Here is a 24245-nt window from a genome sequence, read left to right as displayed (position 1 = left end):
GATGGAGGCCCTGCGCATCCTGCTGCCGGTCGCCCTGCTGGGCAACGGGCTCGCCGCGGGCGGGCTGATGATCGCCGTGCTGGGCGGCGCCCCGCTGCTGCTGTCGCTCCCGACCGAGCGGTACGTCGTCACCCACCAGTTCATGGTCACCCGGTTCGATCCGTTCATGCCGGCCTGCATGGTGGCCGCGCTGATCTGCGACGTCGGACTCGCCCTCGTGACCGGCACCGCCCTGACCGCGGCGCTCTTCGGGCTCTGCGCGCTGCTGCTGGTGGGCGCCATGGTGGTCTCGCTCGCCAAGAACGTCCCGATCAACCGGTGGATCGCCACCGTGGACCCGCAGGCGCTGCCGGACAACTGGACGGAGATCGACCCGAGGGTCCGGTGGAGCAACTGGAACCGGGTCCGTACCGCGCTGGTCCTGGCCGCGCTCGCGGTGCTCGTCCTGAACACCGGCCTGCTCCTGCACGCCAACTGACGCATGATCGATTCGAAGAGGATCCCCATGAGCGTTGACACGGTGACCGGCGGCCCGCCCGACGCGCGGTCGCTGCCCGCCCCGGTCCGGCTGATCCTGCTCACCAACGGCCGGCGGATCAGCGAAGTCCTGCACGTGGTCGCCGAGTTGCGGATCGCCGACCTGCTGGCCGACCACCCGCGGACGGTGGCCGAGCTGGCCGGGCTCACCGACAGCCACGAGGAGTCGCTCTACCGCGTACTGCGCTGCGCCGCCGCCTTCGGGCTGGTGACGGAGGAGGAGGACCGCCGCTTCGCGGAGAACGAGCTCACCGTCGGCCTGCGCAGCGACATCCCGTTCGGGGTGCGCGACCTGGTGCTCTACAACGGCTCCGAGTCGGTGCGCCGCCCGTACGGCGAGATCCTGCACACCGTGCGCACGGGCCGCCCGGCGTTCGAGCACGTCTTCGGGCGCCCGTTCTTCGCCGGGGACGGCGCCGCGGACACCGGCACCACGGACACCGGCGCTACCCAGGACACCGGCGCCGCCCAGGACGACGTTGCCTCCCAGGACGACGTTGCCTCCCAGGACGACGTTGCCGCCGGGGAAGACACCGAACCCGTCGGCACCGGCGCCCTGTTCGACCGTGCGATGACGCAGATGAGCCGGTCCACCACGCACCTGTTCACCTCCCAGTACGACTTCACCCGCTTCTCGCGGATCGCCGACATCGGCGGCGGCCAGGGCTTCTTCCTGAGCGCCGTCCTGAACGCCGCGCCCGGCGCCACCGGGGTCCTCCTGGACCGGCCGCACGTCGTCAAGGACGCCGCACACCACCTGGCCGAGGCGGGGGTCGCGGAGCGCGTCTCGATCGTCCCCGGCAGCTTCTTCCACCCGCTGCCCGCCGACTGCGACGCCTACCTCCTCAAGCAGGTGCTGCACGACTGGGACGACGAGCACGCCGTGCGCATCCTGCGGGGCGTCCGCGACGCGCTCGGCGACCGCGCCGAGGGCCGGCTGCTGGTCCTCGACCACGTGGTGGCCGGTCCCAACGAGTGGGACCAGGGCAAGTTCCTGGACGTCGACATGATGCTCCGCTTCGGCGGCCGCGAGCGCACCCTCCGCGAGTGGCAGGACCTGCTGACCGCCGCGGACTTCGCCCTCGCCAACCGTCCCGCCACCGGCCGCTGGGCGGTCCTCGAAGCCCGGCCCCTCCCCCGGGCCCGGTCCGGCCGGGCGGCCTGAGCGGCCCCGGCACCCCGTACCGACGACACACCCGACACCAAGAGATGAGGCACCCGAGCGTCATGAGCATCGATCTGACCGGCAAGCGGATCCTGGTCACCGGCGGCAGCCGCGGCATCGGCCGCGGCATCGTCCTCGCGCTGGCCCGGGCCGGCGCCCGGACCGTCGCCTGCTACCGCACCGAGAGCCCGGCCGTGGAGAGCCTGCGCGGGGAGCTGGCCGCCACCGGCGGCGAGCACCACCTCGTCCAGGCCGACGTGAGTGTGCCGGAAGACGTCGAGCGGCTGGTCTCCGCCGCGAAGGAGCGCTTCGGCGCACTGGACGTCGTGGTCAACAACGCCGGCGTGATCAGCCACGTCCCCTTCCCCGAGCTGCCGCTGGAGGAGTGGCGGCGGGTGCTGGACACCAACCTCACCGCCCCGTTCCTGGTGATCCAGAAGTCGCTGCCGCTGCTGTCGGCCGGCTCCTCGGTGATCACCGTGGGCTCGCGGGCCGCGGTGATCGGCATCCCGCTGCGCGCCCACTACACCGCGTCCAAGGCCGGCCTCATCGGCCTGACCCGCTCGCTGATGAAGGAGCTCGGCCCGAAGGGCATCCGGGTCAACCTGGTCGCCCCGGGCGTCATCGAGACCGAGGAGTTCGAGACCGCGCCGCCGGAGGAGGTGGCCCGGGTCAAGTCCCGCTACCAGGGCCTGACCGGCCTCGGCCGGCTCGGCACCCCGGACGAGATCGCCGGCGCGGTGCTCTTCCTGTCCAGTGACCTCTCCGCGTACGTGACCGGCGAGACCATCCACGTGGACGGGGGGATCTGAGCCGTGGCCGAGCGATCCAAGGTCTTCCGGGTGCTGCTGCGCGCCGAGATCAAGCCCGAGCTGGAGCAGGACTTCGAGCGCACCTGGCTGGAGATCGGGTCCACCGTGACCGACCACCCCGCCAACCTCGGCCAGTGGCTGATGCGCAGCGAGGAGGAGGACGGCCTCTACTTCATCGTCAGCGACTGGGTGGACGAGCCGAGGTTCCGGGAGTTCGAGTCGAGCGACCAGCACCTGGACCACCGCAAGCGGCTGCACCCGTTCCGGTCCGGCGGCGCCATGTGGACCACCACGGTCCTGCACGCCCTGGAGAAGCGGTGACCACCGGCCGGACACCGACCACGGGACGGGTGAGGATCATGCTCTTCTGCCAAGTCCCCTCCGGTGAGCAGGAGTCGGCGATCGAGGAGGCCTACCACCGGATCAGCGGCGACCTGGCCGGCACCCCCGGCCTGCTCGGCAACGAGCTCCTCCGCTCGCTGATCGACGACGGCGCGTTCGCCGTGATGAGCGAGTGGGAGAGCGCCGAGGCCTTCAAGCGCTGGGACGAGGGGCCCGACCACAAGGGCCAGACCTCGCCGCTGCGCCCGTACCAGGACGCCGCCCGCTCCCGCCCCTGGGAGATGTACACCGTCCGGGCCGCCTACTGAGGGCCCGTCACCGGGCGCCCACCGGCACCGCGGACCCTCCCCGTCCGCGGTGCCGTACGCCGTTGCGCGTCGGACACCGCTGCGCGCCGGACACCGTTGCGCGCCGGACACCGTTGCGCGCCGGACACTGTTGCACGCCGGCCGCCTGGACACCCGTTCCCCTCCACCGCGCCGCCGTCGAAGGGAAGTGCCATGTCTCCACCGGCCGACGGGTGCCGGGCCCGGCGCCTCGCCTCGGCGGCGGTCCGCACGCTCGCCCTGGCCCTGCGCATCACGGGCGGCCTCTACGGCCCGTTCGACCCGGGCGGGCACCTCTCCCCGCCGCCGGACGGCAGCGCGCGGCGGCCGCCGGACAACGGCCGGCTCAGCCGGGCCGAAAAACGGTTGTGGGAAGAGCTCGTGGAACGGCTCCGCTGACCGCGCACGGACACCCGCGGGCAAAACCGCGGGCGAACCCGCGAGTAGGAATTCCGGCGGCCCGCGGCCGTGGAAAACGAATCCGGAAAAATCCGCCGAACATTTGGATTCGGCCAGCACAGCACTGGACATGCACGAGCAGGCGGTGGAATTGTCTGCTGCCGAGCCCAGCGGCCGCCGAAGGAGCACCGATGTCCGACCTCGCAGAGCCTCGAATCATCGCCTGGGCCGGAGCCGACGAACGGGCGGAGGAAACGGCGCGGACCGAACTCGCCGACCGGCTGGCAGCCGCCGCCCCGGACCGCCCGGACGCCCCCGACGGCCCCGACGGCCCCGACGGCCCGGGCAGGATCGACGGGATCGCCGACGAAGCGGCCCGGCGCCTCGCCGACATCCCGCCCGCCCACCGAGCGGTGCGCGGAGCACTCGTGGCCTCCTCCGTCCGGGAGGCCGCCGAGCTCCTGCGGACGGACCGCGCGCTGCGCCGGGACACCCGCCGGCAGCCGCCCCGGCCGGTCGGCCTGCTCTTCCCCGGCCACGGCTCGCAGCACCCCCGGATGGGTGCCGGGCTCTACGGCCACGACGCCGCGTTCAGCGCCGCGATGGACGACTTCTTCGCCGCCGTCGGCCCCACCGGCCCGATGCTGCGCGAGGCCTGGCTGGCCGAGGACCCCGAACGCCGGATCGACGAGGGGGAGCTCGGCCAGCCGCTGCTGTACGCGGTGGGGCACGCGCTCGCCCGGATGCTGGCCGGCTGGGGCCTGCGGCCCGCGGCCGTGCTCGGCCACAGCGTGGGCGAGCTGGTGGCCGCGACCGTCGCCGGGGTGCTCCGGCCGCGCGACGGCGCCCGGCTGATGGCCGCCCGCTCCCACACGTACGCGCCGGTGGTCCCCGGCGGGCTGGTCACGGTCGCCGCCTCGGCGCGCGAGCTCGCCCCGTTCGCCGTGGGCGACGTGAGCGTCGCGGTCGTCAACGGCCCCCGCCAGACCGCCCTCGGCGCCCCGGCGGCGGCACTGGCGGCACTGGAGCACGACCTGCGGCTGGCCGGCTTCGTGGCCCGCCGGACGAGGATCCGCCAGCCCTTCCACACCCCGCACGCCGTGCCCGCCGCCGAGCTGTTCGAACCGGCCTTCGCCGCGGTCGCCCTGCGGCCGCCCGAGCTGCCGGTGTACTCCTCCGCGACCGCCGCCCCGGTCCGCCCCCACGAGGCGCTCCGTCCGCGCTTCTGGGCCCGGCAGATGTCGGATCCGGTGCTCTTCGGCCCGGCCCTGGACCGCCTGCTCGCCGACCACCGCCTGCTGCTGGTCGAGGCCGGCCCCGGCCAGGCCCTGACCGCCCTCGCGCTGCGCCACCCCGCCGTGACCGCCGGCCGCAGCGCGGCCGTCGGCCTGCTTCCCGCCCGCCCCGGCGGCGACGGCTCCGGGAACGGGCGGGCCGACCGCGAGGCCGCCCTCCGGGCCGCGGCCCGGATCTGGGTGGAAGGCCACCAGCTGGACCGGACCGCGCTGAACTGAAACGCGTCCTGGTCCCGGCTCCGAGGGGATTCCCCCGAATTCCCCCGGAGTCCCCGGATTTCCCGGGAAAACCAAAACCCTCACCACATGAAAACAGGGGGAGCAATGGATTATTCGGTACTCGGGACCCTCGCCGCCCGGGACGGTGAAATCGACCGGACGCCCAGTGCCCCGAAACTCCGAAGGGTGTTGGCCACCCTGCTGCTGAGAGCCAACAAGCTGGTGCTGGCCGAAACGCTGGCCGAGGAACTCTGGCAGGACAATCCGCCGACCAGTGCGACCGCCACCCTGCAGACCTACATCTACCAGCTCCGCAAGTCGTTCGGGAGCGACGGCCGCGACCGCGAGAGCATCATCCGGACGCGGACCGAGCCCTCCGGCTACGTCCTGTCCGCCGATCCCGACCACCTCGACCTGGTGCGCTTCCAGGCCCTGGTGCGCGAGGGCCGGCACGCGCTGGAGACGAACCGGCCGGAGCGGGCGTCCGAGGTGCTCCACCAGGCGCTCGACCTGTGGCAGGGGCCGGTCTTCGGCGGCGTCGTGTGCGGGCCGGTCCTGCAGTGCCACGCGACCTTCCTGGAGGAGGAACGGATGAACGCCCTGGAGATGCGGATAGACGCGGACCTGCGGCTCGGCCTGCACCGCGAGCTGGTCTCCGAGCTCAAGACGCTCGTGGTGGCCCACCCGCTGCACGAGTGGTTCCACAGCCGCCTCATGATGGCGCTCCACTCCTCGTCCCGGCAGGGCGAGGCGCTCGACGTGTACCAGTCCTACCGCCGGCGGCTGCGCGACGAGCTGGGCCTCGAACCCGGCCTGGCGATGCAGCGCGCCCAGCAGGACATTCTCAACAGCACTTTGCAGCCGACCTTCTGACGTAACGTCATTCCGATGCGCTGATCGGCCGACGGCGGTCGGCGACCGGCCAGGGCACTCCGCCGGAGCCCCGGCCGGCCGGTTCCCGTCCACGGGTCGGTCCGGGCCGCTACGGCCTCCGCCCCACGGCGAGCGCAGCGTCACGGCCCGCGACGGAGGCAGCGTCACGGCCCGCGACGTGCTCGCGGATCACCCGCACGATCGAGGCCAGGTCGGTGCCGGGCCCGAACACATCGCCCACCCCCTGGGCCCGCAGCTCGTCGGCGTCCTCGGCCGGGACGATCCCGCCCAGGAGCACCAGCACGTCCTCCAGGCCCAGCGCGGACAGCCCCTCCAGCACCGGTGGCACCAGCGCGAGGTGGTTCCCGGAGAGGCTGGACAGCCCGAGCACGTCGGCGTCCTCGGCCAGCACGGCCTGCACGATCTGCTCCGGCAGCTGGTTGCCGAGGTACACCACTTCCATCCCGTGCTGCACCAGGTGGCGGCTGACCACCATGACGCCGCGGTAGTGCGAGTCGAGGCCGGGTTTGGCCATCACCACGCGGATGCGCTCCATCCGTGCTTCCTCCTCTTGGGTCGAGCCGACGTCCGGTCAGATGAGCGGCTGGTGCCAGCCGCCGTGCAGGCTGCGGAAGACGTCGCAGCACTCGCCGAGCGTCGCCCCGGCCCGTGCCGCGTCGAGCAGTCCCGGCATGGTGTTGCGGCCCGCGACGGCCGCCGCGCGCACCCGCTCCAGCGCCGTGCGCACCCGCCCGGCGTCCCGGGCCGCCCGCACGCGGGCCAGGCGGCGGCGCTGCGCCTCGATGGTGGCCGGCACCCGGAACGGTTCGATCCGCAGCGGCTCGTCCTCGTCCCGGAAGCGGTTGACGCCGACGACGGTCCGGCTGCCGTCGTCGAGCTCCAGCTGCCGGTCGTACGCGCGGCCGGTCAGCTGCTTGTGCACCCAGCCCTGGTCGACGGCCGCGACCAGGCCGCCCATCGCGTCGATCCGGTCCAGGAGGACGCCGACCCGGCGCTCGATCTCGTCGGTCAGGTGCTCGACGTAGTAGCTGCCCGCCAGTGGATCGGCGGTCCGGTCGACGCCCGTCTCGTGGCGCAGGATCAGCTGCGTGTGCAGCGCGGTGAGCGCCGCTTGTTCCGAGGGGATGGACAGCGCCTCGTCGTAGGCGCTGACGTGCAGCGACTGCGCGCCGCCCAGCACCGCCGCGAGGGCCTGGTACGCGGCCCGGGTGATGTTGTTGAGCGGCTGACGCGCCGTCAGTGCGGAGCCGGCGGTCTGGACGTGGTAGCGGAGCATCAGGCTGCGGGGGTCCGCCGCCTTCAGCCGCTCCTCGAAGACCCGGGCGTAGACCCGGCGGGCGGCACGGTACTTGGCGACCTCCTCGAAGAAGTCGCTGTCCGCGCTGAAGAAGGCGGTGAGCCGGCCGGCGAAGGAGTCCACGGGGTGGCCCCGGCGGACCATCTCCTCGGCCGTCGCGACGGCGTGGGCCACGACCAGCGCGACCTCGTGCACCGCGTCGGCGCCCGCCTCGCGGTAGTTGTAGCCGGTGTAGCTGATCGCGTTCCAGCGCGGCACCTGCTGGAGGCAGAACTCCACGACGTCCGTCGACAGTCGGAAGGAGAACGCGGGCTCGAGCACGCTCGGCGCGGTGAGCACCACCGTCTCCATCATGAAGTCGTTCTGCAGCGTGCCGCGCAGGTCGGCGAAGGCGTACCCGCGCCGCTCGGCGGCGGCCAGGTAGAAGGCGAGCACCGCCCCGGCCGCGACCGGGTGGGAGAGCACCAGCGAGACGCTCACCCGGTCGAGCGGGATCCCGTCGTACAGGGCGAGCATGTCCTCGACGCCGTCGATCGCGACCCCACCCTGGCCGGCGTCCGCGCGGGCGATCGGCTCGTCGCTGTCGTAGCCGCGGTTGGTCGGGAAGTCGAAGACGGTGTTGACCGCGGTGGCCCCGGAGTCCAGCAGCATGCGCAGCCGCCGGTTGGTGTGGTCCGCGGTGCTGTACCCGGCCAACTGGCGTACTGCCCATGGTCGTTCACGGTACATCCCGGCCCGGGTGCCACGGGTGAACGGAGCCCGGCCCGGCAGCTCGGCGGCGCGCTCGCCGGGCAGGTCCCCGGGGCCGTAGCAGGGCTTGACCGGCAGCCCGGACTCGGTGAAGACCGGTTCGGCGACGTCGGGTCCGGTGGAAGCGGGTCCGGTGGACGCAGGTCCGGTGGACGCAGGTCCGGTGGACGCAGGTCCGGTGGACGCAGGTCCGGTGGACGCAGGTCCGGTGGACGCAGGTCCGGTGGACGCGGGTCCGGTGGAAGCGGGCTCGGTGGAAGCGGGCTCCGTCACGGCAGTCTCACCACCTGCGCGGCGAAGGTGAGTCCGGCCCCGAAGCCGATCAGCAGCGCGAGCGAGCCGGACTCGACCCGGCCGGTGGTGAGCAGCCGCTCGATCGCCAGCGGGATGGAGGCCGAGCTGGTGTTGCCGGCCGTCTCGATGTCGTCGGCCACCACCACGTGGCCGGGCAGCCCGAGTTCGCCGACCAGCACGTCGGTGATCCGCATGTTCGCCTGGTGCGGGACGAAGGCGGCCAGGTCCGCGAAGGTGATCCCGGCCTCGGCCACCGCCCTGCGGGCGACGGCCACCATCTCGTCCACCACCCAGCGGAAGACCCGGCGGCCGTCCATCCGCATGACCGGCACCGGCGCGGCCGGGTCGCGCAGGCGGTCGCCCCAGGAGCCGCTCATCACGACGGCGTCCAGCTGCCGCCCGTCGGCGCCCCAGACCACCGGGCCGACGCCCGGTTCGGCGGACGGGCCGAGCACGACCGCGCCGGCCCCGTCGGCCAGCAGGAAGGCGATCTGCCGGTCCGCCGGGTCGACCAGGTCGGTCAGCCGCTCCACGCCGACCACCAGGGCGTGGTCGGCGGTGCCGGTCCTGATCATCGCCGCGGCGGTCTCGATCGCGTAGCAGAAGCCGGCGCAGGCCGCGTTGAGGTCGAAGGCGGCCGCGCCGACCGCGCCGGCCCGGGTCGCGACGTCCACCGCGAGCGGCGGCAGCGAGACCAGGTTGGTGGTGCTCGCCGCGATGACCAGGCCGATGTCGCGCGGGTCCACGCCGGCCGCGGCGATCGCCTTCGCGGCCGCCGCCGCGCCCATCACCGCGAGCGTCTCCTCCGGTTCGGCGAAGCGGCGCAGCCGGATGCCGGAGCGCGACTCGATCCACTCCTCGGTCGAGTCGATCGCCTCGCACACCTCCCGGTTGTCCACCACCCGGCGCGGCCGGTAGTCGCCGACCCCGATGATCCGGCCGTACCTCGGCCCGGCCCGGCCTCCCGCCCTCAACACACCACTCAGCTCCTCTCGGCACAGCCATCCGTGGAGGGATCGTCGCCGGTGGCCCTCCACGGTGCATCGAGCACGTCTGAAGCGGCCGGGGCCGTTCAGGGTCCTTCTAGGACGGTCCGAGCGCACCTTGCCAAGGTGAGCGGCAAGAGCCCGCGAGCCGCGAGGAGGCACGAACGTGAACGACCTGGTCAACCACGGTCTGGGGCTGGTGGCCCTGCTGGGCAGCGGCATCGTCTCCGGGGTCTTCTTCGCCGTGGCCATCAGTGTCATCCCCACGGCCATGGCGCTCTCCGTCGACCGGTACGTGGAGATCCACAAGCTGCTGGGGCGCCACTACGACCCCACCATGCCGATCATCGTGATCTCCGCGGGGCTGGCCGACTTCGCGCTCGGCGGCACGGCCGACCGGGCCTGGATCCGGGTGCTCACCGTGCTCGCCGGCGTCGCGCTGGCCGGCGTGGCGGTGGTCTCCCGGGCCTGCAACGTGCCGATCAACCGCCAGGTCAAGCTGGTCGAGTCGGGTGCCGTGCCGGAGGGCTGGCGAGATCCGCGGCCGCTGTGGCGGGACTGGCACCACCTGCGGACGGCGCTGGCCATGGTCGCCTTCGTGGGCAACGCGGTCGCGGTCACCTGGGGGGCCTGAACCGATGGAATCCCGCTACCGCCGCTCCCTCGCGCTCGGCCGCTACCGGCCCGCCGTCCCGCTGGACCTGCCCGACCGCACCTGGCCCTCGCGCCGGATCACCCGGGCGCCGCGCTGGCTCTCCACCGATCTGCGCGACGGCAACCAGGCGCTGATCGACCCGATGTCACCGGCCCGCAAGCGCCGGATGTTCGACCTGCTGGTCGCGCTGGGCTACCGGGAGATCGAGGTCGGCTTCCCGGCCTCCGGGCAGGCCGACTTCGACTTCGTCCGCTCGATCATCGAGCAGGACGCCATCCCCGACCACGTGACCGTCTCGGTGCTCACCCAGGCGCGGGACGACCTCATCGGGCGGACCGTCGAGTCGCTGGCCGGCGCCCGGCGCGCGACCGTGCACCTCTACAACGCGACCGCGCCGCTCTTCCGCCGGGTGGTCTTCGGCGTCGACCGCGACCAGTGCCGGGCGATCGCCGAGCAGGGCACCCGTCTGGTCCTCGACCACGCCGGAAAGCTGCTCGGCGACGCGACCGAACTCGGCTACGAGTACAGCCCGGAGATCTTCACCGACACCGAGCCGGAGTTCGCACTGGAGGTCTGCGAGGCGGTGGCGGACGTCTGGCAGCCCGACGAGGGCCGCGAGCTGATCCTCAACCTCCCGGCGACGGTGGAGCGTTCGACGCCCAACGACTACGCCGACCGGATCGAGTGGATGTCCCGGAACCTGACGAGGCGTCAGCACATCTGCCTGTCCGTCCACCCGCACAACGACCGCGGCACCGCCGTCGCCGCCGCCGAGCTCGCCGTCATGGCCGGCGCCGACCGCGTCGAGGGCTGCCTGTTCGGCCAGGGCGAGCGCACCGGCAACGTCGACCTCGTCACCCTGGCCATGAACCTCTACACCCAGGGCGTCGACCCCGGCGTCGACCTCTCCGACATCGACGCGGTCCGCCGCACCGCCGAGCACTGCACCCGGCTGGAGGTGCACCCGCGCCACCCGTACGCCGGCGACCTCGTCTACACCTCCTTCTCCGGCTCCCACCAGGACGCCATCAAGAAGGGTTTCGAGGCGATGGCCGCCGAGGCCGAGGCGCTCGGCCGGCCGGTGGACGAGGTCCCGTGGGCCGTGCCCTACCTGCCCGTCGACCCCCGGGACGTCGGGCGCGGCTACGACGCCGTGATCCGCGTCAACTCCCAGTCCGGCAAGGGCGGGGTCGCCTACGTGCTGCGGACCGGGCACGGGCTCGACCTGCCGCGCCGCCTGCAGATCGAGTTCGCCAAGGCCGTCCAGGCCCGCACCGACGACCTCGGCGGCGAGGTCGCGCCCGAGGAGATCTGGCGGCTCTTCCGCGCCGAGTACCTCACCGAGCGCGCACCGCTGGCCCTGCTCAGCCACGACACCGCCACCGGCGACGACGGCCGCGACACGCTCACCGCGGCCGTCCGCCTCGACGGCGCGATCCACCGGCTGCACGGCACCGGCAACGGGCCGATCGACGCCTTCGCCGACGCGCTCGCCGGGATCGGCGTGGACCTCCACGTGCTCGACTTCCGCGAACACGCGCTCGCCGCCGGCAGCAACGCCCGCGCCGTCGCGTACGTGGAGTGCGCCCTGCACGGCCGGACGGTGTGGGGCGTGGGCATCGCCACCGGGATCGTCCGCGCCTCGCTCGCCGCCGCCGTCAGCGCCGTCAACCGCGCCGGCGCCGCCACCCCCGCCGCCACCACCCCCGGCCAGGAGGCCTGACGTGCTCACCAGCCGCTTCCCCGCCCACGACCCCGATCCGGTGCAGCTCCTCGACCCGGCCGGCCGCCGGGTCGCCCACCCCGACCACGAGCTCGACCTCACCCCCGAGGAGTACCGGGCGCTCTACCGCGACATGCTGCTGGTGCGCCGGATCGACACCGAGGCCACCGTCCTCCAGCGCCAGGGCGAACTCGGCCTGTGGGCCTCGCTCCTCGGCCAGGAGGCCGCCCAGATCGGCGCCGGACGGGCGCTGCGCCCGCAGGACTTCGTATTCTCCAGCTACCGCGAGCACGGCGTCGCCTGGTGCCGGGGCATCCCCCCGATCGACCTCCTCGGGTTCTGGCGCGGCACCGCCCACGGCAGTTGGGACCCGTACCGGGCCGGCATGGCCAACTACCAGGTGGTGGTGGGCGGCCACGCCCTGCACGGCGTCGGCTACGGCATGGGCCTGCGGCTCGACGGCGCCGACGGCGCGGTGCTGGTCTGCTTCGGCGACGGCGCGACCAGCCAGGGCGACGTCCACGAGGCCTTCACCTACGCGGCCGTGTTCGACGCCCCGGTGGTCTTCTACTGCCAGAACAACCACTGGGCGATCTCCGAGCCGCTCTCCCGGCAGACCCGCGTCCCGCTGTACCGGCGCGCCCACGGCTACGGCTTCCCCGGCGTCCGGGTGGACGGCAACGACGTGCTCGCCACGCTCGCGGTGACCGACGCGGCCCTGGAGCACGCCAGGTCCGGCCCGGGACCGGTGCTGATCGAGGCCGTCACCTACCGGATGGCCCCGCACACCACCTCCGACGACGCCACCCGCTACCGCTCCCCCGACGAGGTCGCCGAGTGGGCCGCACGGGATCCGATCACCCGCCTGCGGGCCTACCTGGAGCACGAGCGGTTCGCCGACCCCGCGTTCTTCACCGCCCTCGACGAGGAGGCCGACCGGCTGGCCGTCCGGCTGCGCACCGAGTGCCGCGCCCTGCCCGACCCCGGGCCGACGGCCGTGTTCGACCACGTCTACGCCGGACCGCACCCGCTCATCGACGCCGGGCGCGCCCGCCTCACCGAGTTCCTCGACCAGTTCACGGACGGACCGGAAGGGACCCGCACATGGAGCTGACCCTCGCCAAGGCCCTCAACGCCGGCCTCCGCAAGGCCATGGAGGCCGACCGCAGGGTGGTCCTGCTCGGCGAGGACGTCGGCCGCCTCGGCGGCGTCTTCCGGATCACCGACGGGCTGCACAAGGACTTCGGCGGCGACCGCGTGATCGACACCCCGCTCGCCGAGTCGGGGATCGTCGGCACCGCCATCGGCCTCGCCTTCCGCGGCTACCGGCCGGTCTGCGAGATCCAGTTCGACGGCTTCGTCTACCCCGCGTACGACCAGATCGTGGCCCAGCTCGCCAAGCTCCGCGCCCGCACCGGCGGCCGGGTGGCCATGCCGGTCGTCGTGCGGATCCCGTTCGGCGGCGGGATCGGCGCGGTGGAGCACCACAGCGAGTCGCCGGAGGCGTACTTCGCCCACACCGCGGGGCTGCGGGTGGTCACCTGCGCCCGGCCCGCCGACGCGTACTGGATGATCCAGCAGGCGGTGGCCTGCGACGACCCGGTGATCTTCTTCGAGCCCAAGCGCCGCTACTGGGACAAGGGCGAGGTCGACCCGGCGGCCGGCGCGCCGCTGCCGCTCCACTCGGCCGAGGTGGTCCGCCCGGGCACCGACCTCACCCTCGTGGGGTACGGGCCGACGGTCCGGCTCTGCCTGGAGGCCGCCGGGGCCGCCGCCGCGGAGGGCCGCAGCCTGGAGGTGGTCGACCTGCGCTCGCTCTCGCCGCTGGACGTGCCCACCGTCCGGGACTCGGTCGTGCGGACCGGGCGGCTGGTCACCGTCCACGAGGCGCCCGGCCAGCTGGGCGTGGCCGCCGAGCTCGCCTGCCGGATCACCGAGGCGTGCTTCTACTCCCTCCAGGCGCCCGCGCTGCGGGTGACCGGCTTCGACACCCCGTACCCGCCGTCCCGCCTGGAGGACGTCTACCTGCCGGACCTGGAGCGGGTGATGGACTGCGTAGAGCAGTCGCTGTCGCACTGAACGGGCGCGCGTGCGCCGAGGTGCCGCCGGATCCGCGATCCGGCGGCACCTCGGTGTGGGCTCACGTCAGATCTGCGCCCAGACCCGGGCGTTGAGGTCGCGGTACTGCTCCCGCCAGCCGGGCAGCGCCCCGGCCATCTGCTCCGCGAACGCCGGCGGCAGCGCGGCGATCAGCGCGTCCACCACCACCGGGTCCACGTCCTCCTCGGTCCAGGTCGAGACGAGCCACCGCGGCGGTTCACCCGCCCCGGGGCCGCCCTGGCCGGCCCGGCCCGGGCCACCACCGGGGCCGCCCTTGCCCGGACCGGCGCCAGGACCGGCGCCAGGACCGCCCTTGCCCTGGCCGCCGGCCAGTTCCTCGGGGCGGATCCGGTCCACCAGCACCGGCACGATGTGCTTCTCCTCCCGGTCCAAGTGCCGGCCCAGCAGCCCGGCGAGCCGCTCGGTGGCGGCCCGCGCCGTGGCGACGGCCTCGGGCGTCGTCAGGTCGGCCATCAGCCGGCCGATCTCCTTGAGCCGCGCGTCCAGTTCCTCGTGCTCCTGCTCGATGCCGTCGAGCGGCTCGGCCAGCTCCGGGGCGCGCGAGAGGGCGAGCGGGAAGAGGCTGGCGTCCTCGTTCTCGCTGTGGTCGGCCAGCACCCACTCGAACAGCCGCCAGCGGTCGTTCAGCAGGGCGGCCTGCGCGGTGTCCCGCGGGTCGAGCGCGGCGAGCGCCCGCGGGAGGCGTTCGGCGTCCCGCCGCAGGGCGTGGTGGACCAGCAGGAAGGACGTGGCGGCGGTGATCCGGCCCTGGTCGTCGAGCTGGAATTCGGTACTCATACCGGTGAACTCCCTTATCGGGTACCGCAGATGGGGACGAGCGAGGGCGACACTAGCGGAGCGCGCCCGGCCTCCGCGGCAACCCGCGGCGACCGGGCGCGCCCGGTGGTGCACTTCGGTGCAGAGGCACTGCGGTGTCAGAGGGTGGTGAGGTAGCGGTCGACCTCCCAGCCGCCGACCGCCCGGTGGTACTCGGCGAACTCCTCGTGCTTCGACCGCGCGTAGAAGTCCACGAATTCCCCCTCCCCCGCCTTGCCGAAGGCCGCGCGCAGCACCGCGTCCCGGCGGACGGCCTCGGCCGCCTCGGCGAGCGTGGCGGGCAGCGGCGCACCGCTCGACGGCTGCGCCGCGGCCGCCTCCAGGTCGGCCTCGTTCGGCGGGCCCGGGTCCGCCGACCGGTCGACGCCGTCCAGGCCGGCCGCCAGCAGCGCGGCCGTCGCCAGGTAGGGGTTCGCCGAGGAGTCGACGCAGCGCGCCTCGACCCGGCCCGGCGCCGGTACCCGCAGCAGCTGGGTGCGGTTGTTGCCGCCGTACGTGGCGTAGGTCGGCGCCCAGCTGGAGCCGGAAGCCGTGTCACCCCTGGCCCCGAGCCGCTTGTAGGAGTTGACGGTCGGGCAGGTGAAACCGACCACCCCCGGGGCGTGCGCCAGGACGCCGCCGATGAACGCGTAGCCGAGCGCCGAGACGCCCAGGCCGCGGGCGTCGCCCTCGTCCAGGAACAGCTCCTCGCCGCCGGTGCCCCACAGGCTCAGGTGCAGGTGCAGGCCGCTGCCGGTCAGGTGGCCGAAGGGCTTCGGCATGAAGCTGGCGATCAGCCCGGCGTCCCGCGCCAGCATCTGCACCAGGTACCGGAAGAGCACCACGCGGTCGGCGGTGACCAGGGCGTCGGCGTAGTCGAAGTTGTGCTCGAACTGGCCGTGGGCGTCCTCGTGGTCGTTGGAGTAGTTGCCCCAGCCGAGGCGGCCCAGGGCGCGGCTCACCTCCGCCACGTGGTCCAGCGAGCGGCCCAGGCCGCGGGCGTCGTAGCAGGGCCGGGGGCCGGTGTCCTCCGAGTCGGCGACCGCGATGCCGCCGTCGGCCGTGCGCCGCAGCAGGAAGTACTCCGGTTCGGCGCCGACCTTGAGCACCATGCCCCGCCCGGCGAGCTCGGCGAGCGCCCGGCGCAGGATCACCCGGGGGGCGTAGGGCCAGGGCGCGCCGTTGACGTGCGGGTCGCACTGGACGACCGCGAGCCCGGTCCGCCACGGCAGCACGCTGTAACTGGTGACGTCCGGGACGGCGACCACGTCCGGGTCGGCCGGCGACTGCCCGATCGACCCGACCGCGTGGCCCGCGAACCCGACCCCGTCGGCGAGCAGCCGGGGCACCGCCGCGGCCGGCACCAGCTTGCAGCACGGCCGGCCGTCCACGTTGACGAACATGGCGAGCACGAACTCGATGCCGTCCCGTTCGACGGCCCGTACGAACTCCTCCGCGGAGCGCGGCGGCCGCGCCTGGGCGTGCGTCGGAGCTTCTACACGAGTGGACACGAGATCACCCCTCCGTCAGACGTCCAGCGTGACGCGGTACTCGGCGAGCCACGTGTTGAGGCTGAGCACCATCTCCACGTCCAGCCGGCAGATCCACGCCCACACGCCCGGCTGGTCGGACACCCGCGCCGGATTCTCGGCGACCGCCAGCGCGGCGGGGACGTCGATCAGCGGCAGCACCGGCGCGGCCGGATCGGCGAGCACCTCGCGCAGCTGGCGGCAGAGCTCGCCGAGGTAGGCACCGTCCTGGGTGACCGGGTAGGGGCTCTTCTGCCGGTCCAGGACCTTGCGCGGCAGCAGGTCCCCGGCGGCGGCGCGCAGCAGGCTCTTCTCCCGGCCGTCGTGGTTCTTCATCGCCCAGGGGGTGTTGAAGACGTACTGGACGAACTCGTGGTCGCAGTACGGCACCCGCATCTCCAGGGCCGGCCCCATGCCGAGCCGGTCGCTGCGGTCCAGCAGCACCCCGAGCCAGCGGGTCAGGTGCAGGTGGATGACCTCGCGCATCCGGCGCTCGTGCTTCGACTCGCCGGCCAGCACCGGCACTTCGGCGAGCGCCTCGCGGTAGCGCTGGGCGACGTAGCCGCGCAGGTCCAGCTTCTGCAGCAGGCCCTTGTCGAGCAGGCCGAGCCCGAGGCCGGGGTGGGCGGCGTCGTAGACGTGCATGATGCCCATCCACGGGAAGGTGTCGCTGTAGACGACGTCCTCGTTGTGCACCCACGGGAATCCACCGAACACCTCGTCGGCGGTCTCCCCGGACAGCACCATCGTGGCCCGCTCGCGCACCGCCTTGGAGAGCAGGTACGCCGAGGCGTCCATGTCGCCGAACATCGACGGCATGTCCTGTGCCACGACGCACGCCCGCCGCACGTCCGGGTCGGCGAGCTCCTTGGTGGTCAGCGTGATCTGCTGGTGCACCGTCCCGGCGTACTTGGCCATCGCGTGCGCGAACGGCGCGTCCGAGGTGCCGCGCATCTCGTCGGACCGGAAGCCCTCCGCGCTGGTGAGCAGGAGGGAGAAGCTCTGCAGCGGCGGTTCGCCGTTCTCCTTGGCCCAGCGGGCGGCGAGCGCGGTCAGCACGCTGGAGTCGAGACCGCCGGAGAGCAGCATGCCGCGCGGCACGTCCGCGACCAGCTGCCGGGCCACCACCTCCTCCAGCTGCTCCCGCACCCGGGTGACCGTGGTCGGCAGGTCGTCGGTGTGCGGGCGGGCCTCCAGGGCCCAGTACGTGCTCTGCGCTGAGCCCTTGCGGCTGAAGCGCAGCACGCTGCCGGGCAGGACCTCCTGGACGCCGGCGTAGATCGACACGCCGGGGGACTTCGTCTGCGCCAGCAGTTCGGCCAGCCCGCCGGCGTCCACCCGGGCGTCCACCGCCGGGTGGGCGAGCAGCGCCTTGGCCTCGGAGCCGAAGACGATGCCGTTCGGCAGCCGCTTGTACAGCAGGGGCTTGATGCCCATCTGGTCGCGGATCAGGAAGAGTTCCTCCCGGCCGCTGTCCCAGATGCCGAACGCGAACATCCCGTTGAAGTGCGTGCCGCAGTCCGGGCCCCACTCCAGGTAGCCGCGGAGCACCACCTCGGTGTCGCACCGGGTCGTGAACCGGTGCCCCTTGGCCTCCAGTTCCGCGCGCAGCTCGCGGAAGTTGTAGATCTCGCCGTTGTACGTCACGGCGACGACGGCCCGGCCGTTCTCCTCGGCGGCCATCGGCTGCCCGCCGCCCGGGATGTCGATGACGGCGTTGCGGGTGTGCCCGAAGCCCGCGTGCGGCGCGAACCACACCCCGTCACCGTCGGGCCCGCGGCAGGCCAGGCTGTCCGTCATCGCCCGCACCACCGTGCGCAGCGTGTCCGCGTCCTGCTCGAAGTCGACCCATCCGGCGATCCCGCACATCCGCTCGCTCCTTCCGGCGACGCCTCCCGGCCGTCCGGCCGGTCTCCGTCTCGCCACCACGACGGGCATGGTGGCCGAGCGCGGTCGAGGCGCTCTGAAGACGCATGCCGGGCGCGGTCCGGCTTCGGGCGGACACCCCGGAGGGCCGCCCCGGGCGCCGTACGGCCCGACGGGCCGCGGGCGCTCACGCCGACCCCGCGTCAGCAACGCATCAGGGCGGCGCCAGCAAGGCGTCAAACCCGGATCGCGGGCCGCTGCGCCGGTGCAGGCTGTCGGGTACCTGCAGGTCCGCAGGTCGTTCCGGAGGTGATCCGCATGTCCGTCATCGCTGCGTTCCACTCCGCGGTCCCCGCCGTCGGCCGACGGGGGCGCGGGCTGCGCGCCGCGCTCGCCGCGGCGGTCGAGCGCCTGGCCGCGAGCCCGCTCGACAGCACCGTCCTCCAGGCCATGGGCAAGGAGTCCGCGTCGGCGCGGCGGGCCGGATTGCGCGCCCAGTGGCACCCCGTCACCACCGACGAGGGGACGACCCGTCTCGAAGCCACCTGGCGCACCGCGCGCTGACCGGGGCCGCCGGTACCCCGATCACGGGGAATCCGGCCATGGGGAATCCGGTCGCCAACTGTTCACGAGCCGGTCAGAAAACTTGTAGAGACAAGTGTGCCGAGCCACCGGGATCGTATGGACGCCCGGCCGCGCCGCCGGGACCTCGAACCCCACACGGAGACATCCGCATGATTCCTGTGTCCGGCTCACGACCGTCCCGCCTCCCCGCCGCCCTCACGGCAGCGGCCCTCGCCCTCGCCCTCGCCGTCCCGGCTGCGCTCGCCACCCCGAGCGCGAGCGCGGCCACCACGACGGCCACCACGAGCGCCACCACCAGCGCCAACCTGCTGCTCAACGGCAACGCCGAGACCGGCCAGTGCAGCCCCGGCGGCTGGGAGGAGACCACCCTCCCCGGCTGGCGGATCACCGCCGGCGACCCGGTCATCGACTGTTACGGCATGCCGTCCGGCGCCACCGCCGGCTCCCCCGGCTCGCCGACCCGCGGCACGTCCTACTTCCAGGGCGGCTCCCGCGGCAGCTCCCGGATGACGCAGACGGTCGACGTGTCCCCGGCCGCCACCGCCGTCGACGGCGGTTCGGTGTCCGCCACGCTCAGCGGCTGGCTCGGCGGCGTCGGCTCGTACGACGACAACGCCAAGGCCACCGCGACCTACCTGAACGCCGCCGGCGCCTCCCTCGGCAGCTCGGCGATCGGCCCGGTGCTGGCCGCCGACCGCGGCAGCGCCACCGGCATGGTCCGGCGCAGCACCACCGGCGCCCTCCCCGCCGGCACCCGTTCGATCAAGGTCACCATCGACTTCTCGATGACGGGCACCCAGAACGACGGCATGGCCGACGACCTGTCGCTGACCCTCGACACCGCCGTCACCCCCGGCACGCTGAGCGTCCCCGCCTCGGCCGTGCCCGGCTACGACCACGTGTTCCTGATCATGATGGAGAACACGAACTACTCGGCCGCGTCCAACACCGCCACCGGCAGCCCGGGCATCGTCGGCAACACCACCGACGCGCCGTACATCAACAACACGCTGATCCCCATGGGCTCGCTGCTCACCGACTACCACGCGGGCACCCACAACTCGGACCCGAACTACGAGCAGGTCGCGTTCGGCAACAGCTACGGGCGCAGCGCCAAGGCGCCCGGCGGCAACAACAGCAACTGCATCACCAGCGCGGCCTGCGCGGCCACCAACGACGGCCTCGGCGACAAGCTCGACCAGGCCGGCAAGACCTGGGCGGAGAGCGTCTACGGGCAGACCAGCGCCTGCCAGACCACCTCCAGCGGCAACTACGAGAACGACGACGTGCCGTTCTACTACGCCCCGCGGATGAAGAACGACAACGCCTACTGCCGGGCGCACTGGCCCGCGTGGAGCGACTACACGAACGCGCTGAAGTCCGCGTCGACGACCCCGAACTTCACCTGGTTCGCGGCCGGGGCGTGCAGCGACTTCGAGTTCTGCTCGATCTCCTCCGGCGACACCTGGCTGAAGAACAACCTGCCGATCATCTTCGACTCGCCGGCCTGGAAGAACGACCGCTCGCTGCTGATCGTCACCGTCGACGAGGACGGCAAGTCGTCGCCCGGCGGCTTCGGCCCCGGCCAGACGAACCAGGTGATGACGGTCGCCGTCGGCTCGCAGAACACCGTCAAGGCGGGCTACCGGGCGACGAACCGCTACGACCACTACAGCACCGCCCGGGTGGTCCGGGACGCGCTCGGCCTGCCGGCGATGACGAACAACGACGCCTGGGCCACCCCGTACGACGAGGTGTTCACCGGCACCGGGAGCCCCGCGCCCGCCCCCGCCCTCACCAACGGCGGCTTCGAGACCGGGGACCTCTCGGGCTGGACGACGGCCGGCTCCGCCGCCGTCACCCCGGCCGCCGCCCGCACCGGCGGCTACGGCGCGGTGCTCGGCTCCACGAGCCCGAGCGCCGCGTCCACCGCCGCCCAGACCTTCACCGCACCGGCCGGCAGCTCCACGCTCTCCTTCTGGTACGACGTGACCTGCCCGGACACCGTCGACTACGACTGGGCGAACGCCACGCTGCAGGACGTCACCACCGGCACGAGCACCACCGTGCTGGCCAACACCTGCACCAGCGGCCTGGGTTGGCAGAACGCCACGACCCCGGTCGCGGCCGGCCACAGCTACACCCTGACGCTCACCAACCAGGACGACGGCGCCGCCGGCGACCCGACGTACACCTACGTCGACGACGTCACGGTCTCCTGACGCCACCGTGCGGGGCCCGCACCGCCGGGCCCCGCACCCGCGCGCGTCACGGCCAGCCGGGCGGCCGCGACGTCTCGGTGGCCCTGGCCGCGACGATCGACTCGCAGGCCCGCCGGACCTCCGTCGCCACCCAGCCGGACGGCAGCGGCCCCTGCGCCCGCAGCGCGGCCGCCTGCCGCTGGAGCTCCCGGAGCGCGCTGCCCTGGGCGTTGGACAGCCCCATCTCCTGGTAGTCGCCCAGGTCCTTGCCCCCGTCGACGGCCATCTGGAGCCAGGGCGTGATGCTCAGGACACAGTCCTGAAAGACGCCGCCGGGCGGCGTCGTCGGCAGTTCGGCCGGGGGCGGCGCCGGTGCCGCACCCGGCCCGCCGCACGCCACCACCGCGGCCAGCCCCGCCAGTTCGGCCATCACGACCGCGAACCATCTCCGCATGCCCGCATTGTGACGCCGGTCCCCGGGCCGCACCAGGGATCGGACGGCACCATGACCGGGCAGCACCAAAAAAGCGCCGCAGGACCTGTCCTGACAAGTCCTGCGGCGCGGGCCCCACGTCAGCCCGTGGCGGCGAGCGTGCCGTCGAAGGTCGCGGCGGCGAGGCCGAAGGAGAGCGTCATGCCGATGCCCGAGGTGACGGACAGCACCCGTACGCCCGACGCGAGGTCGCGCACCAGCAGCGGGCCGCGGTCGCTGCTGGCGTAGACGCCCTGCCAGCGCTCCAGGACCCGCAGCCGCTCGACCCCGAGGACGCCGGCGACCGCGCCGGTCAGCAGCTCGAAGGTGTGCTCGTCGATGAACGGCGGCGTGGTGGCGTCGTAGTGGTGCGAGTCGCCGACGAGCACCGAGCCGTCGGGCAGCCGCGTGAACATCACGTTGGCGCCGATCCCCAGCAGCTCCGGGCTGTGGCCGACGACCTCCTCGCGCAGCCGGGCCGCGGACGGCTGGGCGGTGAACGCGTCGTAGCGCAGCATCGAGGTGGCGGTCAGCACCGCCGAGTCGGTGCGGAACCCCTCCGGGGCGACGGCCCGCGCCATCGTCAGCCGGCAGCGCCGGACCTCGTGCTCCTCGGCGAGGTCCGGGAACAGGTAGTCCACGTCGTGGCCGACGCACACCAGGATCCGCTCGCCGTGGACGGGGCCGCGCGTGGTGTGCACCGTGCCGGACTCGACGCCGGTGACGGCGGTGCCCCACAGGATGCGGGCGCCGGGCTGCCGCTCGATCCAGCGGGCGAGCGCGGGCGTCGCCTCGCGCGGGTTGACCCGCAGGTCGTCGGGCAGGAACGCGCCGCCCACGAGGTCCCCGGCCGCGCCGGACGCCCGCCCGAGCGCCTGCGCCGTCTCGGCGGCGGTGCGCAGCACGACGCCCCGGCCGCCGCGCTCGGCGTGCAGTTCCTCCAGCACGGCCGCCTCGGTGGCCGAGCGGGCGACCACGAGGGCGCCGGCCTCGGCGGCCCAGAACCCGGCGGCCTGCGCGGCGCGCAGCCAGCCGGCCCGGGAGCGCCGGGCGAGGCCGAGCAGGTCGCCCTCCTGGGCGCTGATGCAGCAGTGGCCGAAGTTGCGGACCGAAGCGCCGACGGGCTGCCGGTCGCGCTCGACGACGGTGACGGAGAGCCCGTTGGCGAGCGCCTCGAAGGCGTGGGCGAGGCCGACGATGCCGGCGCCGACGATCACGAGGTCGCTGCGCCCGGGCGCGGGCGAGCGGGTGACGGCGGGGGCGGTGGCGGGTGCAGTGCTGCTCATGGCCCCAGGTTCCGGGTTCGCCGGCGCCTACGTCAAGAGATGTCTGTACAAGTTACCCTCTGTTCACCTGCTCGACGATCACCGGGAACACCGGGCCACCCAGGGAAACCGCCAGGTGGAACGGCCTTGAGAAGCCACGCCCGGAAGTGTCATAGTCGTCTTGTGAAGACAAGTGACCGTCCGCTGGACCGGGCTCCCGAGGACGTCCCACTGCACCAGCGGCTCGGCGTCGAGTTCCAGCGCCGCATCGACTCCGGCGAGTGGCCCGAGGGCCGCCCGGTGCCCAGCGAGTCGCAGCTGTGCGCCGAGTTCGGCACCTCCCGGGGCCCGGTGCGCCAGGCCCTGGCCCTGCTGCGCCGCGAGGGCAGCCTGGTCGGCGGCCGGGGCAAGCCGCCGGTCGCCCGACGCGCGGCCCCCTCCCAGCCCTTCGCCACCTTCCTGTCGTTCACCCAGTGGGCCCGCGGCATCGGCCGCGAGCCCGGGCAGACGACGATCGAGGTGGCCCGCCGCCGGGCCTCCCCCGACTCGGCGGCCCGGCTCGGCATCGCCGAGGGCGCGCCGGTCGTCGAGCTCGTCCGGCTGCGGCTGCTGGACGGCGTCCCGGCCATGCTGGAACGCTCGACCTTCGTCCACGAGGTCGGCCGCGCCCTGTTCGACTTCGACCCGGACACCGGCTCCATCTACGAGGAGCTGCTGCGCCGCGAGGTCGACCTGCACCACGCCCGGCACACCATCGACGCCGTCGCGGCCTCCCCCGAGGACGCCGAGCACCTGGACATCGGCATCGGCGACCCGCTGCTGCGCGTGCGCCGGCTGACCACGTCGAGCCGGGGCGAGCCGCTGGAGGACGCCGACGACCGCTACCTCCCCGCCATGGCCACCTTCACCATCGAGAACACCGTCGAAGGCCGCACCACCATCGGCCGCTACCGCACCGAAGAGGACTGATTCACCGTGATCGAGCTCGCCGCTCTGGACATGGCCGGCACCACCGTCAACGAGTCGGGCGCCGTGTACCGGGCGCTGCGCACCGCCGTCGAGCGCACCGGCGTGCCGGTCTCCGACGAGGACCTGCAGACGTGGATGGGCACCGACAAGCGCGAGGCCATCGCCGCCCTGGTCCGCCTCGGCGGCGGCACCCCCACGCCGGAACTCGTCGAGGAGGGCTACGAGGCCTTCGCCGCGTTCCTGCGCGAGGCCTACCGGGCCACGCCGCCGCAGGCCATCGAGGGCGTCGAGGAGGCGCTGGCCGAGCTGCGCCGCCGCGGCATCAAGGTCGCCCTGACCACCGGCTTCAGCGCCGACGTGGCCTACCCGCTGCTGGAGTCGCTCGGCTGGTCCGCCGGCGAGGGCGGCAACCTGGACGCCGTCGTCACCTCGGACGAGGTCCCGCGCGGCCGCCCGGCCCCGCACATGATCCACCGGGCGATGGAGAAGACCGGCGTCATCGACACCCGCCGCGTCCTGGCCGCCGGCGACACCATCGTCGACGTCGAGGCGGGCACCAACGCCGGGGCCGGGGTCGTCGTCGGGGTCCTCACCGGCGAGCTCCCGCGCGCCGCCTTCGCCGGCCACCCGCACGCCCGCGTCCTCGCCAGCGCCGCCGAGCTGCCGACCCTCCCGGAAACCCTTCCGCAGGCCCGTCCCGCGGACCTCCCCGCCGTCTGACGCCGCACCAAGGGCCGTTCGCACACAC

24 protein-coding genes are annotated in these 24245 nt (G+C 73.6%); 16 read left to right on the top strand and 8 right to left on the bottom strand.

Going from position 1 to position 24245, the window contains the following annotated elements:
* Position 1 precedes the first annotated feature (1 nt).
* The 8 genes from ACFVSN_RS12190 to ACFVSN_RS12155 all read left to right on the top strand — a co-directional run bounded on the left by ACFVSN_RS12190 (position 2) and on the right by ACFVSN_RS12155 (position 5968).
* On the top strand, positions 2-478 hold the full coding sequence (locus ACFVSN_RS12190; RefSeq protein WP_380497050.1) for an anthrone oxygenase family protein: 477 nt from the start codon (positions 2-4) through the stop codon (positions 476-478).
* A gap of 27 nt (positions 479-505) precedes the next feature.
* Positions 506-1702, top strand: a complete 1197-nt coding sequence (locus ACFVSN_RS12185) for a methyltransferase (protein WP_387954792.1) — start codon at positions 506-508, stop codon at positions 1700-1702.
* Positions 1703-1764: 62 nt separating this feature from the next.
* A complete protein-coding gene (locus ACFVSN_RS12180) occupies positions 1765-2514 on the top strand; it encodes an SDR family NAD(P)-dependent oxidoreductase (RefSeq protein ID WP_380445942.1) in 750 nt (249 codons plus the stop codon).
* Between the two features lie 3 nt (positions 2515-2517).
* Positions 2518-2835: an antibiotic biosynthesis monooxygenase family protein gene (locus ACFVSN_RS12175; RefSeq protein ID WP_380445941.1), complete on the top strand. Its 318-nt coding sequence runs from the start codon at positions 2518-2520 to the stop codon at positions 2833-2835.
* Between the two features lie 38 nt (positions 2836-2873).
* Positions 2874-3164: an antibiotic biosynthesis monooxygenase family protein gene (locus ACFVSN_RS12170; protein ID WP_380500974.1), complete on the top strand. Its 291-nt coding sequence runs from the start codon at positions 2874-2876 to the stop codon at positions 3162-3164.
* 192 nt (positions 3165-3356) lie between these two features.
* A complete protein-coding gene (locus ACFVSN_RS12165) occupies positions 3357-3581 on the top strand; it encodes a hypothetical protein (protein WP_387954789.1) in 225 nt (74 codons plus the stop codon).
* A gap of 191 nt (positions 3582-3772) precedes the next feature.
* Positions 3773-5095 (top strand): acyltransferase domain-containing protein, encoded by a 1323-nt coding sequence (locus tag ACFVSN_RS12160; protein ID WP_387954787.1) that lies wholly within the window; start codon positions 3773-3775, stop codon positions 5093-5095.
* A gap of 87 nt (positions 5096-5182) precedes the next feature.
* Positions 5183-5968, top strand: a complete 786-nt coding sequence (locus ACFVSN_RS12155; protein ID WP_380445937.1) for a BTAD domain-containing putative transcriptional regulator — start codon at positions 5183-5185, stop codon at positions 5966-5968.
* Between the two features lie 109 nt (positions 5969-6077).
* Here ACFVSN_RS12155 and ACFVSN_RS12150 read toward each other — a convergent pair whose 3' ends face one another.
* Genes ACFVSN_RS12150 through ACFVSN_RS12140 form a run of 3 tightly spaced genes read right to left on the bottom strand, consistent with a single transcriptional unit; the run spans position 6078 to position 9307 of the window.
* The gene (locus tag ACFVSN_RS12150; RefSeq protein WP_387598820.1) at positions 6078-6524 is read right to left on the bottom strand and encodes a cobalamin B12-binding domain-containing protein; all 447 of its coding nucleotides are present in this window, start codon (positions 6522-6524) and stop codon (positions 6078-6080) included.
* Positions 6525-6560: 36 nt separating this feature from the next.
* Complete coding sequence (locus ACFVSN_RS12145; protein WP_387954785.1) at positions 6561-8309, bottom strand: methylmalonyl-CoA mutase family protein; 1749 nt, start codon at positions 8307-8309, stop codon at positions 6561-6563.
* Positions 8306-9307: a beta-ketoacyl-ACP synthase 3 gene (locus ACFVSN_RS12140; protein WP_380445934.1), complete on the bottom strand. Its 1002-nt coding sequence runs from the start codon at positions 9305-9307 to the stop codon at positions 8306-8308. Before ACFVSN_RS12140 ends, ACFVSN_RS12145 begins: the two co-directional genes overlap by 4 nt.
* 175 nt (positions 9308-9482) lie before the next feature.
* On the opposite strand from ACFVSN_RS12140, the gene ACFVSN_RS12135 reads away from it, so the two are divergent.
* The 4 genes from ACFVSN_RS12135 to ACFVSN_RS12120 are packed head-to-tail and all read left to right on the top strand — an operon-like array spanning position 9483 to position 13773.
* Entirely contained in the window at positions 9483-9950 is a 468-nt protein-coding gene (locus ACFVSN_RS12135) for an anthrone oxygenase family protein (RefSeq protein ID WP_387598816.1), read from the top strand.
* Between the two features lie 4 nt (positions 9951-9954).
* A complete protein-coding gene (gene leuA / locus ACFVSN_RS12130) occupies positions 9955-11694 on the top strand; it encodes a 2-isopropylmalate synthase (RefSeq protein WP_387598813.1) in 1740 nt (579 codons plus the stop codon).
* Between the two features lies 1 nt (position 11695).
* Positions 11696-12808 carry a pyruvate dehydrogenase (acetyl-transferring) E1 component subunit alpha gene (gene pdhA, locus ACFVSN_RS12125; RefSeq protein WP_387954783.1) on the top strand — a complete coding sequence of 371 codons (1113 nt, stop codon included), beginning with the start codon at positions 11696-11698 and terminating at the stop codon, positions 12806-12808.
* Positions 12799-13773 carry an alpha-ketoacid dehydrogenase subunit beta gene (locus ACFVSN_RS12120; protein ID WP_380445930.1) on the top strand — a complete coding sequence of 325 codons (975 nt, stop codon included), beginning with the start codon at positions 12799-12801 and terminating at the stop codon, positions 13771-13773. Before pdhA ends, ACFVSN_RS12120 begins: the two co-directional genes overlap by 10 nt.
* Positions 13774-13839: 66 nt before the next feature.
* Here ACFVSN_RS12120 and ACFVSN_RS12115 read toward each other — a convergent pair whose 3' ends face one another.
* From ACFVSN_RS12115 to asnB, 3 genes are all read right to left on the bottom strand, one after another.
* Positions 13840-14592 (bottom strand): hemerythrin domain-containing protein, encoded by a 753-nt coding sequence (locus tag ACFVSN_RS12115; protein WP_380445929.1) that lies wholly within the window; start codon positions 14590-14592, stop codon positions 13840-13842.
* A gap of 137 nt (positions 14593-14729) precedes the next feature.
* Complete coding sequence (glnT, locus tag ACFVSN_RS12110) at positions 14730-16121, bottom strand: type III glutamate--ammonia ligase (protein ID WP_380445928.1); 1392 nt, start codon at positions 16119-16121, stop codon at positions 14730-14732.
* Between the two features lie 15 nt (positions 16122-16136).
* Positions 16137-18008, bottom strand: a complete 1872-nt coding sequence (asnB, locus tag ACFVSN_RS12105; RefSeq protein ID WP_380445927.1) for an asparagine synthase (glutamine-hydrolyzing) — start codon at positions 18006-18008, stop codon at positions 16137-16139.
* 315 nt (positions 18009-18323) lie between these two features.
* Here asnB and ACFVSN_RS12100 point away from each other — a divergent pair, with 315 nt between their 5' ends.
* Entirely contained in the window at positions 18324-18569 is a 246-nt protein-coding gene (locus tag ACFVSN_RS12100) for a hypothetical protein (protein ID WP_380445926.1), read from the top strand.
* A 170-nt stretch (positions 18570-18739) separates the two neighbouring features.
* Positions 18740-20812 (top strand): alkaline phosphatase family protein, encoded by a 2073-nt coding sequence (locus tag ACFVSN_RS12095; protein WP_387954780.1) that lies wholly within the window; start codon positions 18740-18742, stop codon positions 20810-20812.
* Between the two features lie 46 nt (positions 20813-20858).
* On the opposite strand, the gene ACFVSN_RS12090 is transcribed toward ACFVSN_RS12095, so the two are convergent.
* Both ACFVSN_RS12090 and ACFVSN_RS12085 read right to left on the bottom strand, forming a co-directional pair.
* Complete coding sequence (locus ACFVSN_RS12090; RefSeq protein ID WP_380445924.1) at positions 20859-21245, bottom strand: hypothetical protein; 387 nt, start codon at positions 21243-21245, stop codon at positions 20859-20861.
* Positions 21246-21364: 119 nt separating this feature from the next.
* Complete coding sequence (locus ACFVSN_RS12085; RefSeq protein ID WP_380445923.1) at positions 21365-22549, bottom strand: TIGR03364 family FAD-dependent oxidoreductase; 1185 nt, start codon at positions 22547-22549, stop codon at positions 21365-21367.
* A gap of 162 nt (positions 22550-22711) precedes the next feature.
* On the opposite strand from ACFVSN_RS12085, the gene ACFVSN_RS12080 reads away from it, so the two are divergent.
* Positions 22712-23497 carry a GntR family transcriptional regulator gene (locus ACFVSN_RS12080; protein WP_380445922.1) on the top strand — a complete coding sequence of 262 codons (786 nt, stop codon included), beginning with the start codon at positions 22712-22714 and terminating at the stop codon, positions 23495-23497.
* 6 nt (positions 23498-23503) lie between these two features.
* The gene (locus ACFVSN_RS12075) at positions 23504-24217 is read left to right on the top strand and encodes a phosphonatase-like hydrolase (RefSeq protein WP_380445921.1); all 714 of its coding nucleotides are present in this window, start codon (positions 23504-23506) and stop codon (positions 24215-24217) included.
* Positions 24218-24245: the final 28 nt, after the last annotated feature.

This window comes from Kitasatospora sp. NPDC057904 (assembly GCF_042887925.1).
Taxonomy (GTDB): Bacteria; Actinomycetota; Actinomycetes; order Streptomycetales; family Streptomycetaceae; genus Kitasatospora.
Note: the sequence above shows the minus strand (reverse complement) of the source record. Positions and strands in the feature narration are given on the sequence as shown.

Bases quoted from the DNA above. Each gene is read 5' to 3' on its own strand.
- leuA (WP_387598813.1), top strand. From the start codon at position 9,955: ATGGAATCCCGCTACCGCCGCTCCCTCGCGCTCGGCCGCTACCGGCCC.
- ACFVSN_RS12160 (WP_387954787.1), top strand. From the start codon at position 3,773: ATGTCCGACCTCGCAGAGCCTCGAATCATCGCCTGGGCCGGAGCCGAC.
- ACFVSN_RS12150 (WP_387598820.1), bottom strand. From the start codon at position 6,524: ATGGAGCGCATCCGCGTGGTGATGGCCAAACCCGGCCTCGACTCGCAC.
- ACFVSN_RS12165 (WP_387954789.1), top strand. From the start codon at position 3,357: ATGTCTCCACCGGCCGACGGGTGCCGGGCCCGGCGCCTCGCCTCGGCG.
- ACFVSN_RS12120 (WP_380445930.1), top strand. From the start codon at position 12,799: ATGGAGCTGACCCTCGCCAAGGCCCTCAACGCCGGCCTCCGCAAGGCC.
- ACFVSN_RS12190 (WP_380497050.1), top strand. From the start codon at position 2: ATGGAGGCCCTGCGCATCCTGCTGCCGGTCGCCCTGCTGGGCAACGGG.
- ACFVSN_RS12115 (WP_380445929.1), bottom strand. From the start codon at position 14,592: ATGAGTACCGAATTCCAGCTCGACGACCAGGGCCGGATCACCGCCGCC.
- ACFVSN_RS12170 (WP_380500974.1), top strand. From the start codon at position 2,874: ATGCTCTTCTGCCAAGTCCCCTCCGGTGAGCAGGAGTCGGCGATCGAG.
- ACFVSN_RS12085 (WP_380445923.1), bottom strand. From the start codon at position 22,549: ATGAGCAGCACTGCACCCGCCACCGCCCCCGCCGTCACCCGCTCGCCC.
- asnB (WP_380445927.1), bottom strand. From the start codon at position 18,008: ATGTGCGGGATCGCCGGATGGGTCGACTTCGAGCAGGACGCGGACACG.
- ACFVSN_RS12095 (WP_387954780.1), top strand. From the start codon at position 18,740: ATGATTCCTGTGTCCGGCTCACGACCGTCCCGCCTCCCCGCCGCCCTC.
- ACFVSN_RS12090 (WP_380445924.1), bottom strand. From the start codon at position 21,245: ATGCGGAGATGGTTCGCGGTCGTGATGGCCGAACTGGCGGGGCTGGCC.
- ACFVSN_RS12185 (WP_387954792.1), top strand. From the start codon at position 506: ATGAGCGTTGACACGGTGACCGGCGGCCCGCCCGACGCGCGGTCGCTG.
- ACFVSN_RS12100 (WP_380445926.1), top strand. From the start codon at position 18,324: ATGTCCGTCATCGCTGCGTTCCACTCCGCGGTCCCCGCCGTCGGCCGA.
- ACFVSN_RS12180 (WP_380445942.1), top strand. From the start codon at position 1,765: ATGAGCATCGATCTGACCGGCAAGCGGATCCTGGTCACCGGCGGCAGC.
- ACFVSN_RS12155 (WP_380445937.1), top strand. From the start codon at position 5,183: ATGAAAACAGGGGGAGCAATGGATTATTCGGTACTCGGGACCCTCGCC.